Source organism: Umezawaea tangerina (genome assembly GCF_003002815.1).
GTDB lineage: Bacteria > Actinomycetota > Actinomycetes > Mycobacteriales > Pseudonocardiaceae > Umezawaea > Umezawaea tangerina.
The window spans coordinates 298823-316086 of sequence record NZ_PVTF01000007.1 but is presented as its reverse complement, the minus strand read 5'-3'; the positions used below and the strand labels follow the sequence as shown (position 1 = coordinate 316086).

Annotated in this window: 16 protein-coding genes; 1 reads left to right on the top strand and 15 read right to left on the bottom strand. The window is 72.1% G+C overall.

The window, feature by feature from the left end; translation table 11 throughout:
* Positions 1 to 66: 66 nt before the first annotated feature.
* A complete protein-coding gene (locus CLV43_RS24280) occupies positions 67 to 927 on the top strand; it encodes a LysR family transcriptional regulator (RefSeq protein WP_211304523.1) in 861 nt (286 codons plus the stop codon).
* Positions 928 to 1001: 74 nt separating this feature from the next.
* Here the strand turns inward: CLV43_RS24280 and CLV43_RS24275 are convergent, their stop codons facing one another.
* The 15 genes from CLV43_RS24275 to CLV43_RS24205 all read right to left on the bottom strand — a co-directional run bounded on the left by CLV43_RS24275 (position 1002) and on the right by CLV43_RS24205 (position 17180).
* Positions 1002 to 1718 (bottom strand): MerR family transcriptional regulator, encoded by a 717-nt coding sequence (locus CLV43_RS24275; RefSeq protein ID WP_106189569.1) that lies wholly within the window; start codon positions 1716 to 1718, stop codon positions 1002 to 1004.
* Between the two features lie 49 nt (positions 1719 to 1767).
* Positions 1768 to 3444 (bottom strand): RNA polymerase sigma factor, encoded by a 1677-nt coding sequence (locus CLV43_RS50325; protein ID WP_342749810.1) that lies wholly within the window; start codon positions 3442 to 3444, stop codon positions 1768 to 1770.
* 288 nt (positions 3445 to 3732) lie between these two features.
* Entirely contained in the window at positions 3733 to 4500 is a 768-nt protein-coding gene (locus CLV43_RS24265) for an ABC transporter ATP-binding protein (protein WP_106189568.1), read from the bottom strand.
* On the bottom strand, positions 4497 to 5552 hold the full coding sequence (locus CLV43_RS24260) for a FecCD family ABC transporter permease (RefSeq protein WP_106189567.1): 1056 nt from the start codon (positions 5550 to 5552) through the stop codon (positions 4497 to 4499). Before CLV43_RS24260 ends, CLV43_RS24265 begins: the two co-directional genes overlap by 4 nt.
* Positions 5533 to 6696: an ABC transporter substrate-binding protein gene (locus CLV43_RS24255; RefSeq protein WP_245886902.1), complete on the bottom strand. Its 1164-nt coding sequence runs from the start codon at positions 6694 to 6696 to the stop codon at positions 5533 to 5535. The genes CLV43_RS24260 and CLV43_RS24255 overlap by 20 nt, the downstream gene beginning before the upstream one ends.
* 27 nt (positions 6697 to 6723) lie before the next feature.
* Entirely contained in the window at positions 6724 to 7287 is a 564-nt protein-coding gene (locus CLV43_RS24250) for an IS5 family transposase (protein ID WP_170155987.1), read from the bottom strand.
* Between the two features lie 278 nt (positions 7288 to 7565).
* Complete coding sequence (locus CLV43_RS24245) at positions 7566 to 8552, bottom strand: GlxA family transcriptional regulator (protein ID WP_106189564.1); 987 nt, start codon at positions 8550 to 8552, stop codon at positions 7566 to 7568.
* Between the two features lie 32 nt (positions 8553 to 8584).
* Positions 8585 to 9556 carry an alpha/beta hydrolase gene (locus CLV43_RS24240; protein ID WP_106189563.1) on the bottom strand — a complete coding sequence of 324 codons (972 nt, stop codon included), beginning with the start codon at positions 9554 to 9556 and terminating at the stop codon, positions 8585 to 8587.
* Positions 9557 to 9613: 57 nt separating this feature from the next.
* Positions 9614 to 10633 (bottom strand): ABC transporter permease, encoded by a 1020-nt coding sequence (locus CLV43_RS24235; RefSeq protein ID WP_106189562.1) that lies wholly within the window; start codon positions 10631 to 10633, stop codon positions 9614 to 9616.
* Positions 10633 to 11400, bottom strand: coding sequence for an ATP-binding cassette domain-containing protein (locus CLV43_RS24230; protein ID WP_106189820.1), 768 nt, complete (start codon positions 11398 to 11400; stop codon positions 10633 to 10635). The genes CLV43_RS24235 and CLV43_RS24230 overlap by 1 nt, the downstream gene beginning before the upstream one ends.
* Positions 11400 to 12389, bottom strand: a complete 990-nt coding sequence (locus tag CLV43_RS24225) for a sugar ABC transporter substrate-binding protein (protein ID WP_106189561.1) — start codon at positions 12387 to 12389, stop codon at positions 11400 to 11402. Before CLV43_RS24225 ends, CLV43_RS24230 begins: the two co-directional genes overlap by 1 nt.
* Positions 12390 to 12485: 96 nt before the next feature.
* Complete coding sequence (locus CLV43_RS24220) at positions 12486 to 13121, bottom strand: DJ-1/PfpI family protein (RefSeq protein ID WP_106189560.1); 636 nt, start codon at positions 13119 to 13121, stop codon at positions 12486 to 12488.
* A gap of 295 nt (positions 13122 to 13416) precedes the next feature.
* Positions 13417 to 14532: a cytochrome P450 gene (locus CLV43_RS24215; RefSeq protein WP_146174888.1), complete on the bottom strand. Its 1116-nt coding sequence runs from the start codon at positions 14530 to 14532 to the stop codon at positions 13417 to 13419.
* A 337-nt stretch (positions 14533 to 14869) separates the two neighbouring features.
* Entirely contained in the window at positions 14870 to 16138 is a 1269-nt protein-coding gene (locus CLV43_RS24210) for an MFS transporter (RefSeq protein ID WP_106189558.1), read from the bottom strand.
* A gap of 16 nt (positions 16139 to 16154) precedes the next feature.
* Entirely contained in the window at positions 16155 to 17180 is a 1026-nt protein-coding gene (locus tag CLV43_RS24205) for a GDP-mannose 4,6-dehydratase (RefSeq protein WP_106189557.1), read from the bottom strand.
* Positions 17181 to 17264 lie beyond the last annotated feature (84 nt).

Sequence of the window (17264 nt, the reverse complement as noted above, 5' to 3'; positions counted from 1 at the left end):
GCCGGGGCGCGGCGGCTGTCCAAGACCCGTTCCGCGCTCCCGATACCCGGCGGGTATCGTCACAGCGTGGAGCTACGCACCCTGCGCTACTTCGTGACGGTCGCCGAGGAGCTCCACTTCGGCCGGGCCGCCTCGCGGCTGCACATGAGCCAGCCGCCGCTGAGCCGGGCCATCCAGCGGCTGGAGGGCGAGGTCGGCGCCCCGCTGTTCGACCGCTCCCCCGCGGGCGTCGCGCTCACGTCGGTCGGGACCGTGCTGCTCGACGAGGCGCGGGCCCTCCTCGACCAGGCCGACCGGGTGCGCGTGCGGGTGGCCGCGGCGGCGGGCACCGCGGGCATCACCGTCGGCATCCTCGGCGACGCCACCGACACCGGCGCCACCCGGCTGGCCGCCGCCTACCGCCGCGAGCACCCCGACGCCGACATCCGGATCCGCGACACCGACCTGACCGACCCGACGTGCGGGCTGCGCGCGGGGTCGGTCGACGTCGCCCTGACCCGTGCGCCGTTCGACGGGACCGCGCTGGCGGTGCGCGAGCTGCGTGCCGACCCGGTCGGCGTCGTGCTGCGCGCCGACGACCCGCTGGCCCGCCGGGACCACCTGCGGCTGGCCGACCTCGCCGACCGCCGCTGGTTCCAGTTCCCACCCGGCTCCGACCCCGCGTGGCAGGCGTACTGGAACGGCGGCAAGCCGCGGGAAGGTCCTGTGGTGCGCGTCGTGCAGGAGTGCCTGCAGGCGGTGCTCTGGAACGGCACGATCGGCATCGCCCCGCTCGGCCACGACCTGCCCGAGCACCTGGCCGTGGTGCCGCTGGTCGACATGGCGCCGAGCCGCGTCGTGCTGGCCTGGAACGAGGGCGACACCAACCCGCTGATCCGGTCCTTCGTCCGGATCGCCACGGCGGTCTACCGCTCCACCGCGTCGTAGGCCTCAGCCGTCCTCCACGCGGACCAGGAGCGCTTGGTCGACGCGGTTGCCGATGCCGCGCGCGGACCGTCCACTCAGGTGTCGGCGCCGAACAGCCCGGCCAGCAGGTGGGCCGCGGTGTCCGGGGCCCGCACGGTGAGCTCCAGCGCGGTGGGCGTCAGGTGCAGGGTGAAGTCGAAGAACGCGCAGCACTCCTGTTCGGCCGCCGCGAGCGCCGCGAGCTCCGCGGCCGCCCCTGGGCCCGCGGGGAACGTCAGGGTCACGCCGTCCGCGGTGTCACGCCGTCCGGTGGCCCGTGCCGCGACCCGACGCCACTCGGTGGTCCGCTCGGCGAGTCCGGGGCCGTCGAGCGTGCACGCCACCGGACTGCCCTGCCGGGACGCCGCCGGTGCGGTGGTGCACCCGCAGTCGGGTCCGCACGCGCCCGCCGGTGCCGGTGCGGACAGCCGCTCGTGGACCGCGGCGAGCCGGGTGGAGAAGGCGGCGAGCTCGGCCCGGCGGCGGTCGGCGGCAGCGAGGCGATCGGCGACCAGCGGCAGCATCCGGTCCCGCACCGCCGCGCACACGCCCCGGTCCCACACGCCGAGCAGGTCGCGGATCTCCTCCAGCGGCAGGCCGAGGACCTTCGCCGAGGTGATGAACTCCAGCCGCCGCACCGCGTCCTGCCCGTAGATCCGGTAGCCGGCGGGGGTGCGGGCGGCGGGCAGCAGTCCGGCGGTCTCGTAGAAGCGCAGGGTGGTCGCGGGGACACCGGTCCTGGTCGCGAGCTGGGAGATCCGCAGGCTGGTCACGCCGCGACCGTAGACCTTCGACCCGGCTCGAAGGTCAAGCCCGCGCCCCCTACGGGACCTGCCAGAAGTTCTCGAAGAGCACGGCCCCGGTCGCGTCACGGGCCACCGCGTGCACGGCACCGGAGGACGTGGGGCTCGCGCTGACCTCCGCCCGGAGCACGGCGGCGAAGGTGCCGCCCGCCACCGCGGCCGGGCGCAGGGGCTCGTCGTCGGTGCCGATCTCGACGGTCGCGACCTCCGGCGCGAGCTCGCCGCCGATGGCGATGCCGCCGTCACCGACGAACCGGGCGTCCCTGACCACCGCGGGCGCGCTGCTGTGCACGAGCAGGACCCGGACGGCCGTCGCCGTGTCGCCGGTGGACTCGCACGTCACGAGGCTGCTGGAGCTGCGGCCGAGCACGACCGCGCCGCCGGGGTAGGTCACCGCGGCCCCGGTCTGGTAGGAGTCCGGGTCCGGCAGCGGGACGGCCGAGCGCGCCAGGCAGTCCCCGAGGGCCCTGCCCGCCTCGGAGGTGCGGTCCGGCGCGGGGCCGTCGGGGCGGTCGCTCGCCACGACGGCGGGCGTCGTGGGCGCGGTGAGCACCCGCACGGCCGTGGGGTCCTGCGAGCCGGTCTCGCTGATGGTCATCGCGACCCCGGTCGGGTTCACCCCGGTCCTGGCGACGAACAGGTGGTCACTCGTCTCGGCCCGGACCGCGACGACCCCGTTCGGGCCGCTGCCGTCGAGCCCGACCAGCCGCCAGTCCACGTCGGTCACCCCGGCGACGACCCCCTCCCGGCTGACCAGGACGGCGGACGTCCCGGTGGCCGGTGCCGCGTCCGGGTCGCTCACCGTGGCCGTGGTGGGCGTGGTCTGGCAGAACAGCGGCTTGCCGTCGGCTCGCGCGGCGACCACGCCGACCTGGGCGTCGCCCACCGTGAACACGGGCCGCCAGCGGGAACGGTCGGGGTAGCGGCCCGCCGTCCCCCGCTGCCCCACGGCCGTCCAGCAGCGGTCGAGGGCGGCCGCGGCCACCGCCTCGTCCAGCACCGGGCCGACCGCCGCGGCCTGCTGGGGCGCCCGCGTCACGGCCTCCGGCGGCTGTCGGAGCACGAACACCGTCCCCGCCAGCAACACCATCGCGGCGGCGACGACCAGCAGCCGCGCGGACCTCCGCGGCCGGTGCTCCGGCCCGTGGTCGAACTCGGCCCGCAGCCGCGCCTTCAGCTCGGCCGGAAGCGCGCGCGGGGTGACGACCTCGACGACCGGCAGGTCCTCGACGGCGAGGGCGAGGTCGGCACGCACCGCCGCCTCGGCGACCCCGAGGTGCGCGGCCACGTCGGCGACCGGCAGCCCACCCAGCAGGCACAGCTCCGCGACCTCGCGCCGCCCCCGTGGCAGCCGCCGCACGGCGTCGGCCAGCTCGTCGACCCGGTGCACCAGCACGTCGTCGTCATCGTCCACGGGCGTCGACGGCGGACGCCGCCGCGCCGTGCCCGCTTCCTCTCCCGCCATCGAGTACAGCAGCGGCAACGCGCTGTCCCCGACCGGGGCCGTCCCGGCGCGGGTAAGCCACGCGGCCAGGAACGTCGCCGACGTGACGTCCTGCGCCCGCTCCCAGGACCCGGTCAGCCGGTGCGCGTGGTTCCACACCGCCTCGACGTGCCGGTCGAACAGCACCCCGAAGGCCTCGCGGTCACCCCGGCTCCACACCTCGGCGTCGCCCGGTGTCGTCCCACTCGTCACCCCCGACAATCTGCCGGCACCCCGGCCCGCGGTCGACCGAAGGGTCCACTCCGCCCAGGCGGCCGGTGGTGCGGGGACATCGGTCCCGCACCACCGACCGGACCCGTCAGCGGAGTCCGTGACGTCGTACGAGTGGCCGGAACGGCGGACTGGCGCGACGTGGCGGAGCCAGGACGCCCGCGCGCACCCGTGGGTGCCCGACGCGCGTCCGGAGGTCGAACCGCGCGGAACGGCCGACACAGCAGGAGTCGTTCCCGCGGCGCGTCGGGTTCCGACGACTTCGCCACCTCATCCGATCGAGGCCGTCACGACGTGCGGACGACCGGTCAGCGGGTGCGGCACGACGGCGCTGCGCACCCCGAACACCTCGGCGACGCGGTCGACGTCGAGGACCTCGGCCGGGGTCCCCTCGGCCACCGCCTTGCCGCCGTGCAGGAGCACGAGCCGCCGGCAGTACGCGGTGGCGTGGTCGAGGTCGTGCAGCGCGGCGATGGTGGTGAGCCCCAGCTCCCGCACCAGGTCGAGCAGCTCCAGCTGCGCGCCGATGTCGAGGTGGTTGGTGGGCTCGTCCAGCAGCAGCACGGGAGCCTCCTGCGCCAACGCCCTGGCCACCAGCGCCCGCTGCCGTTCGCCGCCCGACAGCGTGGCGAAGACCCGGTGCGCGGCCCAGCCCATGCGGACCCGTTCCAGTGCGTCGTCCACGATGGTCCGGTCGACCGCGGTGTCCCGGTCGAGCATCCCCTTGTGCGGGGTGCGCCCCATCGCGACGATCTCGCGCACGGAGTAGTCGTTGTCCAGGTCGTGGTCCTGCGCGACGACGGCCGTGCGCAGGCCCGCCTTGCGCGCGCTGGACCGCCACACGTCGTCCGGTCCTATGTGGACCGCGCCGGTGGTCGGTCTGAGCGCGCGGTAGACGCAGCGCAGCAGCGTGCTCTTGCCCGACCCGTTCGGACCGATGATCCCGGTGATCGTCGAGGCCTCCGCGACGAGGTCGACGCCTCCCAGGATGGTGGTGTCGTCGACGACCACCGAGACGCCGTCGACCCGCACCCTCATCGCAGGGCCCGCTTCCTCTTGCGCAGCAGCACCAGGAAGAACGGCGCGCCCAGTGCGGCGGTGAAGATCCCGACGGGCATCTCGTTGGGCCGGTCGACCGTGCGGGTGACGAGGTCGACCAGGACCAGGAAGACCGCGCCCGCGACCAGCGACACCGGGATCACCTTGCGGTGGTCGGGTCCCACGACCAGCCGCACGGCGTGCGGGACGACGAGACCGACGAAGCCGATGCCGCCCGCGACGCTGACCACCGCGGCGGTCAGCAACGAGGCCGCCACGAGCAGCAGGACGCGCAGCCGGTGCACGTCCACGCCCAACCCCGCCGCCGTGTCGTCGCCGACCGACAGGGCGTTCATCGACCGCCCCTGCGTGGTCAGCCAGACCGCGGTGACCGCGGTCGCCACCACGACCACGGGGAGGTCGTCCCAGGACGCCCCGGCGACCGAGCCGAGCATCCAGAACATGACACCGCGCAGCTCGGCCGGGTTCGCCTGGAGCTGGAGGTAGCTGGTGACCGCGGTGCCGAGGTAGGCGACCGCGACACCGGCGAGCACCAGGCTGCTGCCGATCAGCCGTCCGCCGCGCTGCGCCATGGCGAACACGACCCCGAGGCTGACCAACGACCCCGCGAACGCCGCTCCCGCGACGCCGAGTCCGGCGACCAGGCCGACCCCGCTGGTGAGCGCGATGACCGCGCCCAGCGACGCCCCGGCCGAGACGCCGAACAGGTAGGGATCGGCCAACGGGTTGCGCACCAACGTCTGCAGGCACACCCCGGCGACGCTGAGCCCGCTGCCCGCCAGCCCGGCGAGCAGGACCCTGGGCGTGCGGAACTCCCAGACGATCTGGTCGGTCAACGGGTCCAGCCCCGCCGGGTCGCCGCGCAGGTGGCCCCAGACCACCCTCGCCACCCCTCCGACCGGCACGTCGACGGTGCCGACCCCGATGGCGAACGCCGTGATGCCGACGAGGGCCACCGCCAGGACCACGAGCAGCACCGCGAAACCCGCACCGGACACCAGGTGCGGGCCGCTACGCGCCGTGGGCCGCATCGGCGATCTTCCGCACCGCGATGGCGTTGAGCGGCCCGAGGTAGATGCTGTCCGACACCGACGTGAACGTCCTGGTCTTCGACGCCTCCCACTGCGGGAACTTCCTGAACAGGTCGTCGGCGAACAGCTCGGCCTTCTCGGAGGCCTGGAAGAGGCCGATCACCAGCACGTCGACCTTCGCCGACGCCAACGCCTCCGCGTTGATCTCGGCGAGCTCGGCGGTGCTCTTGCCGCCGAACGGGTTGGTGCCACCGGCTCGCGCGATGATGTCGTCGTAGACACCACCGCCGAAGACCGCGGGCAGCCCGTTGTTGTTCATCATGGACATTCCGGGGTAGACGACCAGCACGCTCTTGGTCTGCTTGCCCGAGATCCTCCGCGAGACCTCGGCGAGCTCGCTCCTCGTCCCGTTGACCAGGTCCGCGGCCCGCTGCTGCACGTCGAAGACCTGCCCCAGCTGCATCAGCAGCTCGGTGGACGACTCGACGGACTGGGCCCGGTAGCGCGCCTCGTCCTCCGGGCGCGGCACCGGTGCGCCGAACGCGCAGTTGGCGGGCGTGACGAAGCTGTTGATGCCCGCGGCGGCGAGCTGGTCCCGGTCGGCCGACCCGATCTTCTCGTCGAACCCGCCCGCCCAGGTGGAGATCACCAGGTCCGGCTTGAGCGCGAGCACCTGCTCCCGCGGGACCTCGTAGTTCTGGTTGAGGGTCAGCCCGCCGGTGGGGACCGCGGCGACCTTGGCGACCATCGCGGGGTCGTCGGACACGCCGTAGGACTGGCTGTTGGCCAGGACGCGGTCGACGATCCCCAGTGCGATGAAGCTCTCGACCTCGGCGACCGACGTCCCGTTGAGCAGGACGACCCGGCTGGGCGCCCGGTCGAACGTGACCTTGCGGCCGCAGTTGTCGATGGTCAGGGGATAGGCGGTGGGTGCCGCGGTGACCGGGGGCGGCGCACTGGCCTGCGTGACGACGGCGGAGGCCGTGTCCCCCTTGCCGCAGGCCGAGGTCGTCATGAGCATCGACGTGGCGAGGGCGAACCAGGCGACCGCACGCGGACCGCGACGACCGCGCGCCGTGGGTGATGTGGTGTGCACGGACAGGTAGTCGGCTCTGCCCGCGACCTGGTTCCCGTGACGTGGCAACAGTTCTAGGAGCTGTTTGGGTTTGGATCATGTGGTTGAGGTCAGGGTCCTCAACCACATGACCGCAGCTCGTAGACGTAACCCGGCCTCGTAGCTTTCCGCTGACTTGTCAGAGCGGGTGGCCGGCCCACGCCATGTCTTGATCTTCTGAAAGCAGCTTTCGACGGTGTTGCGTTGTGCGTAAAGCACGGGATCGAACGAGACCGGGCGTCCGCTGGTGGAGCCCTTCCTCTTCCGGTTGGCCTGCTGGTCGGACTTCTCCGGGATCACCGCCGTGATCCGACGACGACGCGGACAAGCCCGATTTGCCTTGGAGGAGCAGGCCTTGTCCGCGGCCACCGCGCCCGGACGGGTATGGGGCCGACCGACCTCGCCCGGGACCCGGATCTTGTTCAGCACGGCCTGGAACCGTGGGGAGTCCGCGGCCTGACCAGGCGTGAGCACGAACGCCAACGGCATCCCGCCCACGTCGACCACGGCGTGGATCCTGCTGCTCAGCCCGCCTCGGGACCGGCCGAGCCCGGCCGCCTCCGCCCGCGCCTTGCGACGTCGCCGGAGACCGGCACGATCCTGACCGATGGATGTGCCCACGCAGTCCTTGTCCGTCTTGGCCTGCGGCTGATCACCCGCAGCACCCACTGCCGCGTAGGCAACAAAGCCCCTTTTTCCTCGGTCGGTGCCTGTTCCAGCGCATCGAGGGTCCCACCGGCGACCGCGAGCCCGGCCGATTCGTGGTGCGCCCGCACGATCGTGGAGTCCACGCTGACCAGTTGCAACCCGAGCTGCCCACGAGACACCGCCAGCCCGAACCGGTTCCGTGTTCTACCAGTCCTAGAAGCTTCTATCTAGATCCGAACTCCAAACAGCTTCTAGGAGGAACCGGGGGCGAGCACCGTGGGCTTCGCGAACGTCTGCCGGTACTGCGTGGGCGAGACGTCGAGGTCGCGCAGGAACGCGCGGCGCATCGCCTCGGCCGTCCCGTACCCGCACCGGCGCGCGATGCCCACCACGCCGTCGCGGGTGTCGGTCAGCATGCGCTGCGCGGCCTCCAGGCGCACCAGGTCCACGTAGCGGCCGGGCGTCACGCCGACCTGCTCGGTGAACGCGCGCGAGAACTGCCGCGTGGACAGGCCCGCGCGCTGCGCCATCGCGGGGATCGACAGGTCCGAGGTCAGGTTGGCGACGGCCCAGTACTGGACCTCCCGCAACGGGTCCGAGCGGGCGATCTGCGCCGAGAGCTGCACGCTGAACTGCGCCTGGTTGCCCGGCCGTCGCAAGTAGACGACCAGGAGCCGGGCGATCTCGTGCGCCACCGCGCGGCCGAAGTCCTCCTCCACCAAGGCGATGGCGAGGTCGACCCCGGCCGTCACGCCCGCCGACGTGGCGATCGGGCCGTCCCGGACGAAGATCGGGCTCGGGTCGACCTCGATCGACGGGTACATGCTCGCCAGGATCTCGCAGGACCCCCAGTGCGTCGTCGCCCGGCGGCCGTCGAGCAGTCCCGCCTGCGCCAGCAGGAACGCCCCGGTGCACACCGACACCACCCGCTCCACACCGGGAGCGCGCTCGCGCAGCCAGGTCACGAGCCGGTCGTCGACGTGCTCCACACCCGGTCCACCGGGGACGAGGACGACGTCCGCGTCCTCGACGTCGAGCAGGTCGAGGTCGGGGACCACGTGCAGGCCGCCCGCGCAGCGCACGGGCCCGCCCCCGAGCGAGGCCGTCCGCACGACGTACGGGGGCGTGCTCTCGCTCCCGGCGAAGTTGACCGCCGTCGTGAACACGTCGAGGGGACCGGCCACGTCCAGCGGCTGCGCCCCGTCGAACAGGACGACGAGCACCGAGCGGGATCTCACCTCCGCGATACTCGCACCGCGCCGGGGGTTGCTCAACCCGACTCCTCCACCAGCCGCCGCTCCCCCGGGTCGCCCGCGCGTCCGATGAGGTCGTTCACGGCGCCGACGAGACGGCCGAAGGCCCGGTCCGCCGCGGGCACGCGGGGCGCGAACTCGATCCACCCGTGCACCAGCTCGGGGTCGAGCTGGACCACCGCGGGCACACCGGCTTCCAGCAGCCGCCGGGCGTAGTCCTCCTCGGCCGACCGCAGCATGTCGTGCCCGGCGACCACCACGACGGCGGGCGGCAGCCCCGCCAACGACGTCGCGCGCCCCGGCAAGGCGTAGGGCGAGCCGAGTGCCCGTTCGTGCGAGGCGTACTGCCGGATGACGAACGCGATGTCCTCCAGGCGCATCCCCGGACCGTCCTGGAACGCAAGCATGCTCGGCGTGGCGAAGTCGTCGTCGACGCCGGGGTAGACCAGCACCTGGGCGTCGATGCGCGGACCTCCCTCGTCGCGGGCCCGCAGGGCGACGCAGGCCGCGAGCGTGCCGCCCGCGCTGTCCCCGGCGACCAGGAACGGCAGCTCCGGCCGCAGGGAGGCCGCCCAGACCGCCGCGTCGTAGGCGTCCTCGAAGGGAGCCGGGAAGGGGTGCTCGGGCACCATCCGGTAGTCGACCGAGACCACGACGGCCCCGGTGTCGCGGCACAGCCGCCGGGTGACGAGGTCGTGGGTGTCGACGCCGCCCGCGAGCCAGGAGCCGCCGTGCAGGTACACGACGACCGCGGTGGGGGTCCGCGGACGGTAGACGCGGACGGGGATCTTGCCGCCGCCACCCGGCACCTGCTCGTCGGTCACGTGGTGCACCGCGACGGGGTCCGCGCCGCGGGTGAAGATCGCGATGGCGTCGCGCATCCCCTGGCGCAGGTCCTCCGCGCTCAGGTCGGCGGCGCGGACCGGCGAGGGCGGGCCGAGCTCGTCCAGCAGCGCGACGACGTCGGGGTCGATGGGCATCTCGTGCATGTCACTGCTCCGGGTCGGGTCGTCCTGGGAGGTGGGGGTCTCGGGGAAGCGCGGCCGTCAGCGCTTCCGGTAGATCCGGGCCCGGCGGAGGTGGTCGACCGCCACCGCGCTGACCAGGATCGCGCCGATCACGATGCTGTTGTACTGCGGCGGGATACCGGTGAGCACCAGCGCGTTGTCGATGAGGGACAGCAGGACGGCGCCGACCGCGACGCCCTGGACGCTGCCCATGCCGCCCATCAGGCTGACGCCGCCGATGAGCACGGCCGTGACCGCGTTGAGGGTGGTCGACGTGCCGCCCGCGGTGACCTGCCCGGCACCGACCTGGGCGGAGTAGACCACGCCCGCGAGGGCGGCCGTCGCGGCGGCGATCACGTAGAGCGCCAGGTCGAGCCGGAACACGCGCAGCCCGTTGCCGACCGCGGCCTGCCGGTTGCCGCCGAGCGCGCGGACGTTGACCCCGAACCGGGTGCGCTCCAGCAGGAACCAGAACAGGACGCCGACGGCGACGGCGATCAGCACGTCGTTGGACACGCCCAGGACGCTGCCCTGGGCGACCCGCTGGAAGCCCGCCGGGAGCGGCAGCACGTCGGCGCCGTCGGTCACCAGGTTGTCGATGCCGGTGAGCATGTAGAACGTCCCGAGCGTCGCGATGATCGGCGGCACGTGCAGGTAGGTGACCACCGCGAAGTTCACCGCCCCGACCGCGCAGCAGACCGCCAGACCGGCCGGGACCGCCAGGGGCCAGGGAACCCCCTCCACGAGCAGCTTGCAGGTCGACAGCGCGCCGAGGGTGAACACCGCACCCGCGGAGAAGTCCAGGCCACCGCCGATGACGAGCAGCGCGGCACCGCAGGCCATCACGAAGTAGATGACGCTGCTGCGCAGGATCGAGGTCAGGTTGCTCTCGGAGAGGAACAGCGCGGAGCGGGCCGTGGCGAAGACCCCGATCGCGATCATCACCAGGACGAGCGTGGTCTCCTGGCGCACCAGCACCTTCGTCAGCAGGCTGTCCCGCGCGCCGCCGTGCTCCGCCGGGCGGTCCTGTGTGGACGGTGGTTTCGCGGTCACGGTCATCACGCCACCTCGTCGTGGTGCGGGGCGTCGGGCGGGACGGCGCCGGTGATCATGCCGACGACCTCCTCGCGGCCGACCTCGTCGACCCGCCTGGTGCCGACGGTCCGGCCGAGGCGCAGGACCGTCACGCGGTCGGCGTGGGAGAACACGAAGTCCAGGTCGTGGCTGACGATGACGACCGCCTTGCCCGTGGCCCGGAGCTCGTCGATGATCCCGCCGACGTGCGCGGTCTCCTGCACGCCGAGCGCGGCCGTCGGCTCGTCCAGGAGCATGATCGGCTTGTCCATCCGGACGGCGCGGGCGACCGCGACGACCTGCCGCTGACCACCGGACAGCAACCCGGCCGCGGTGCGCACGTCGCCGACCCTGACCTTGAGGTCCTTCAGCACCCTGGCCGCCTCGCGCTCCATCCGGCGGCGGTCGAGCACGATGCCGAACCTGCGCGGCAGGTTGCCCAGCGCCATGTTGTGCGCGATGTCGAGGCACTCGACGAGGGCGAGGTCCTGGTACACGACCGCGATGCCGCGTTCCTGGGCGTCGGCCGCCGACCGGACGTGGCCGATCTCCTCGCCGTTGACGAGGACCTCGCCCTCGTCGGCCCGGTGGACACCCGCGACGATCTTGATCGTCGTCGACTTCCCCGCGCCGTTGTCGCCGACGATCGCGTGCACCTCACCGGCGTGGGCGTCGAAGTGGACGTCCTCCAGCGCGGACACGGAGCCGAACCACTTGCGGACGCCGCGCAGCCGCAGGGCCGGGGCGGGCATCAGACCCACCCCTTGTCCAGGAGCCCCTGCACCTGGTCCTTGCCGACGACCTGGATCCTGACCGGCGCCTCGGCGGGCTTCTTGCCCTGGTGGACGTCGACGACCCCGTCGACCAGCTGCTTGCCGAGCGTGCAGACGTCCTGCATCAGCATCAGGTTCGCCGTGCCCTCCTCCATCGCCTCGGAGCCGCCGTTGTCGTGGCCGCCCGCGAGCAGGAACGTCCTGCCCAGCAGACCGCGGGACTTGATGGCGGAGACGGCGCCCGGCGTGGTGGTGCCCATGTGCGTGACGATCGTGGTGACGTCGGGGTGCGCGGTCAGGAGCGCGTTGACCTGCGGGAGGGCCTTGGCGGCGTCGTCGCCGGTGTACACCTCGCCCGCGATCGTGACGTTGTCGGTCTTCGCCACCGCGCCCTTGACCCCGTCCAGCCACGACTTGCCGAGCCCGGTGTCGGCCGCCGCGACGAGCCCCAGCACGTGCTTGCCGGGCTGGGCGGCGACCGCGCCGACCAGCGTCTCGCCGATCGACGCCCAGTCCGGGCCGATGTTGTAGTCCGAGCCGCTGCCCTCGCCGCCGGGGCCGTAGATGGTCCCGGTCACCACCCCCGCCGCCTTGGCCTGCTTGAGGACCTCCGCGAAGCCCTCGCCCGCCGGGAACGTGATGATCGCGTCCTTCTTGTTGGCGGTGGCCTGCCGCACCTGCTGGATCATCGCGGTCGCGTCCAGCGCCTGGCCGGTCGGCCCGCTCTGGGCGAGGTCGGCGCCGCGCTGCTTCGCCTCGTCCGCCATGCACTCCCCGATCTGCCGCCACGTCGGGTAGCTGGGCAGCGGGTTGACGAACTGAATCGTCATGGCGCCCTGGCCCCCCGCCGACGAGCCGCCGCCCGCCCGGTCCGCGCAGCCCGCCAGTCCGGTGACCAGGATCGCCGACGTGGTGATGGCCGCCCATGTTCGGACACGACCCGGACGCGCGGTTGTGGTGGTGGTCATCGGAGCTCCTCCTCGAGCGGGACCGCGGCACGGGCCGTGTTGGTTTTTCCGGTGTTCATCCTTCGCGCGGTGCGGTGGTCGACGGGAAAAGTGATGTCAGGTCGCGCGCGCGGAAAGCAGCCCCATCGCGCTTTCGACGACTTCCGCCGGAGCGGAATCGAGGGTGCCCGCGTTGTAGGGCGGTTCCGGCGCGTATTCGATGATGAGCTGGACGGTTTGCGCGGCCACGTCGCCGACGAGCAGACCGGCCACGGTCAACGCCATGTCGATACCCGCCGACACGCCCGCCGCGGTCGCGTAGTGGCCGTCGATGACGACCCGCTCGCTCACCGGAGTCGCACCGAAGTCGGCCAGGTGCTCGAGCCCGCCCCAGTGGGTCGTCGCCCGACGCCCCTCCAGGAGCCCGGCCGCGGCCAGGACCAGCGACCCCGTGCAGGCGGAGGTCGTCCACTTCGAGGTCCGGTCGACCTTCCGCAACCACCGGTGCAGCGGTCCGTCGGCCATCTGGTCCAGCTGACCAGGGCCTCCGCCGACCACCACCACGTCCGGACTCGGCACGTCGTCGAGGCTCGCCACGACCTCGATCGTCAGGCTCCCCAGGTCGTTGAGGACGAGACCGGGGTGCTCGGCGACGAAGACGACCTCGGTGTCGGGCAGCCTGCCGAGGACCTCGTACGGACCGATGACGTCCATCGAGGTGAACCCGGGGTAGAGAACGATCGCGACCTGCATGGAAGGAATCCTCCGGATGTCCGGTTGTGCGCGTTTCCGAGTGGGGGAATTCCTTTCGCCGCCCGACCGACCGATGAGCGCAACCCCTTGCGGGCACGATCGTGTGCACCGCGTTGACGTTCCGCTCCACCACGGGAATTCCGCGGCTCTTGTCGACCGGCCTGGCCCAATGGCGTTCCGGATCCACCGAATTCGATGGTGTCATCCGGTAGGGGTCACGACAACGACGCGTGCCCCACCATTTCGGCCATGGCTGAAACGGTGGGGCACGCGTCGGGACGGCAGGCGGTCGGTCTCACCACTCCACGGGAACGGCGGCGATACCCCCGCCCAGCTGGAGGTCGTTGATCATGGGGATCCGGTCGATCGGCACGGCGAGGCGGTAGTCCGGGAGGCGGGTGAAGAGGGCCGCGTAGACCTCCTGCATCTCCATCCGCGCCAGGGGCGCGCCGATGCAGTACCAGGAGCCGTAGCTGAAGGCGATGTGCGGGTTGGGCGAGCGGGTGACGTCGAAGCGCTCCGGGGCGTCGAACACCCGGTCGTCGAAGCCCGCGGCGTAGTGGTCGCACAGGACGAGCTCGCCCGCCTTGATCGTGACACCGGCGATGTCGATGTCGGCGTGCGCGTAGCGGGGCTGGCAGGACTCGCTGGTCTTGCTCATCCGGACCACCTCCTCGACGGCGCCCGGCAGCAGCGACGGATCCTTGACGACCAGGGCGCGCTGGTCGGGGTGCTCGGCGAACAGCGCGATGCCCGCGCTCAGGTTCTTCGGCGTGACCAGGTAGGAGAAGCTGGTGATGGCGATCAGCTTGGTGATGAAGTCGTCGTCGATGCCCGCCGCGCACAACGCCGAGATCAGGTCGTCGCCGGGGTTGGCGTGCTTGTACCCCACCAGCTCCAGCAGGTGGTCGAACAACACGAGCCTGCCGCCCTCGGCCTTCTCCGAGTCGACCACGTCACCCGCGGTGGACAGCATCATCATGAACTTGTCCGGGTCCGGCAGGCCCAGCAGGTCGCAGAGCACGAGGAAGGACACCGGCAGCGAGAGCTCGCCGTGCAGCTCGGCGGACGAGCCCTTGGCGATGATCCCGTCCAGGAGCCTGTTCGTCGTCTCGGCGATCCTCGGCCGCAGCGCCATCATGCGCTTGGCGGAGAAGTGCGGCGTGAGCGCCGAGCGCATCCGGCCGTGGATCTCGGCGGCGACGGCGGGGTCGTCGCTCAGGATCCCCATGTCGAACAGCGGGTTGTCCAGGTAGCGAGCCCGGTGGGCCGGGTCCTTGTGCGACGCGCCGAGCCGGTCGTCGACCAGCAGCTGCTTCAGCTCCGCGTAACGGGTCACGAGCCATGCCTCGTCCCCGGCCAACGTCCGCACCTTGACGACCGGGCCGATGGCTCGGGCGTCACGAATCATCTCGTTCAGCCGGCCCACGAGCGGCCGCTGGGAGCCAAGGAAAGGGAGTTCCCTGGTCGTGGTCATCGATACCTCCGAAGCTGTGCCTGGACTACGCCAGGATCATCCAGCGGATCGGGCCGAGAAATCCCTAGTCTCACCGGCTTCGGCGGCTCGCGGACCACCCGCCGGGCGGGTCAGTCGAGTCCGCGGACGATGTGCTCCTCGTCGTCGTGCTCATCCTCGACGGCCACCGGCGCCACCGGTGCCGTCCCGTGCTCCAGCAGGTCCGGGGTCGTGTCCACAGCAGACATCGTCGTCTCCTCATGGTCGGGCGGCACGGCGGTCGCCGGTCACCTCATCGGACGCCCTTGATTCGCGCCACCGAGAGCGACGACAGGGCGGAAAGGACGAGCGTGAGCAGGAAGATCGGCGCGTAGGTGCCGAAGGCGTGCACGACCGCGCTGCCCGCCAGCGGGGCGATCGTCGCGGGCACGGCCACGGCCAGGTTCAGCAGTCCCATCCCCGCCCCGGACTCCGCCCGCGACGGCAGGGCCTCGGTGACGACGGCGAGGTCGACGGCCTGGTAGATGCCGAAGCCCAGGCCCGAGCAGAACACGAACACGATGATCGCGGGCAGCGTCGGCGACAGCAGGGGGACCACCGTCGCGGCGGCGACGATCGCTCCCGCCGCCGCGACGAAGACCCTCCTCCGGCCCACCCGGTCCGACAACGGGCCGCTGAGCACCGTCGTCAGCGTCATCCCGAGCAGCGTCGCCAGGCCCACGAGGGGGACCACGCCGACCGCGCTCTCGCCGAGGCCGACGTAGTCCTGGAGGATGTAGAGCATGTAGGTCGTCGTCATCGCGTAGCCCAGGTTCATCAGGAACCGGCCCGCGAAGGCCCAGGCGAAGTCCGGGTACCGGGTCGGGCTGACCCAGTACGCCGACCGGAAGTGCTTCCAGGTCAACGGTTCCGGCCGGTCGCCGAGGGTGGAGTCGTCGCGGTCGAGGACCGCGAGGAGCACCGCCGCCAGCACCAGGACCCCGGCCAGCGAGGTCCACGCCAGGAAGACGTCGTCGGCGAGGAGGGCGGCGAAGACCGCGCCGAGGATGCCGCCCGCCAACGACGCCGCGCCGTAGACCGCGGCGAACGTGCCCAGCAGCGGCTGCGGCACGCGGTCGGGGATCATCGCGTGCAGCAGCCCCGGCACGAAGTTGAACGCCAGGTGGAACAGCGTCCACAGGACCACGAGCTGCCCGAGGCCCGTGGCGCCGCCCACGCCGAGCAGGCACAGGCCCGACAGGACGGAGCCGCCGAGGATCCACGGGACGCGCCGCCCGAACCGGCTCCTCGTCCGGTCGGACAGCGCGCCCGCGAACGGCTGGACCACCATGGACACGACGGCGCCCGAGGTGGTCAGCAGCGCCAGTGCGTCGACCTTGCCCGCTTCGCCGAACCTCATCGCTTCCAGTCCGAGCAGGACCGAGGACGCGCCCAGCACCAGAGCCTGGGCGAAACCGTTGAGCCCCAAGGTCCAGATCAGCGGGCGCAGCGGCCCGCCGATCCTCGGCCTGGACACGGGGGCGGTGTCCGCCCCGTCGACAAGGGAAACAGGTGGCGTCATGCCGCCATGCCCTCTCCTACCAGCTCGTGGTGAGCAGGTCGCCGTAGTCGCGCTGCTGGGAGGCCGAGCGGAGGTCCGCCTCGACCATCATCACCATCAGCTCCTCGAACCCGACCGTCGGCTGCCAGCCCAGCGCGGCACGTGCCTGGCTGGAGTCGGCGCACAGCGTCTCGACCTCGGCCGGGCGGACGAGGGACGGGTCGATGTGGACGTAGTCCTGCCAGTCGAGGTCCACGCTCTCGAAGGCGATCCGGACGGCGTCGCGAACGGAGTGCATCGTACCGGTGCCGATCACGTAGTCGTCCGGCTCGTCCTGCTGGAGCATGAGGTGCATCGCCCGCACGTAGTCGCCCGCGAAACCCCAGTCGCGCACGGCGTCCAGGTTGCCCAGCGCGAGCTTGTCCTGCATCCCCAGCTTGATCCGGGCGACGGCGAGCGAGATCTTCCTGGTCACGAACTCCGCGCCGCGGCGCGGGGACTCGTGGTTGAACAGGATCCCCGAGACGCCGTACATGCCGAACGACTCGCGGTAGTTGCGGGTGATGAAGTGCCCGTAGGCCTTGGCGACGCCGTACGGGCTGCGCGGGTGGAACGCCGTCGTCTCGCGCTGGGGCGCCTCGGCGACCTTGCCGAACATCTCCGACGACGAGGCCTGGTAGAACCGGATCCGACCACCTCCCGTCCCGGACCCGTTGAGACCGCTGACCATCCGGATCGCCTCCAGCATGCGCAGCGTGCCCATGCCGTTGATCTCCGAGACCAGCTCGGCCTGCTGCCAGGACAGCGGTACGAACGAGATCGCCCCGAGGTTGTACACCTCGTCGGGCTGCACCAGGTCCACCGCGGCGACCAGGCTCCCCTGGTCCATCAGGTCGCCGTTCACCAGGTTCACCTCGGACACGAGCTGGCTGATCCGCATCTTGTGCGGGTTCGCCTGCCCGCGGATCAGCCCCCACACCTGGTACCCCTGCGCCAGCAGGTGCTCGGCCAAGTAGGAGCCATCCTGACCGGTGATCCCGGTGATCAGCGCACGCCTCGACATCTGTTCCTCCACACGAAGAAAGAGTTACGTCTACGGCGGGCGGAAGAACCCACCGAACCACGCCCGACCGGGCCACGAGGGCCG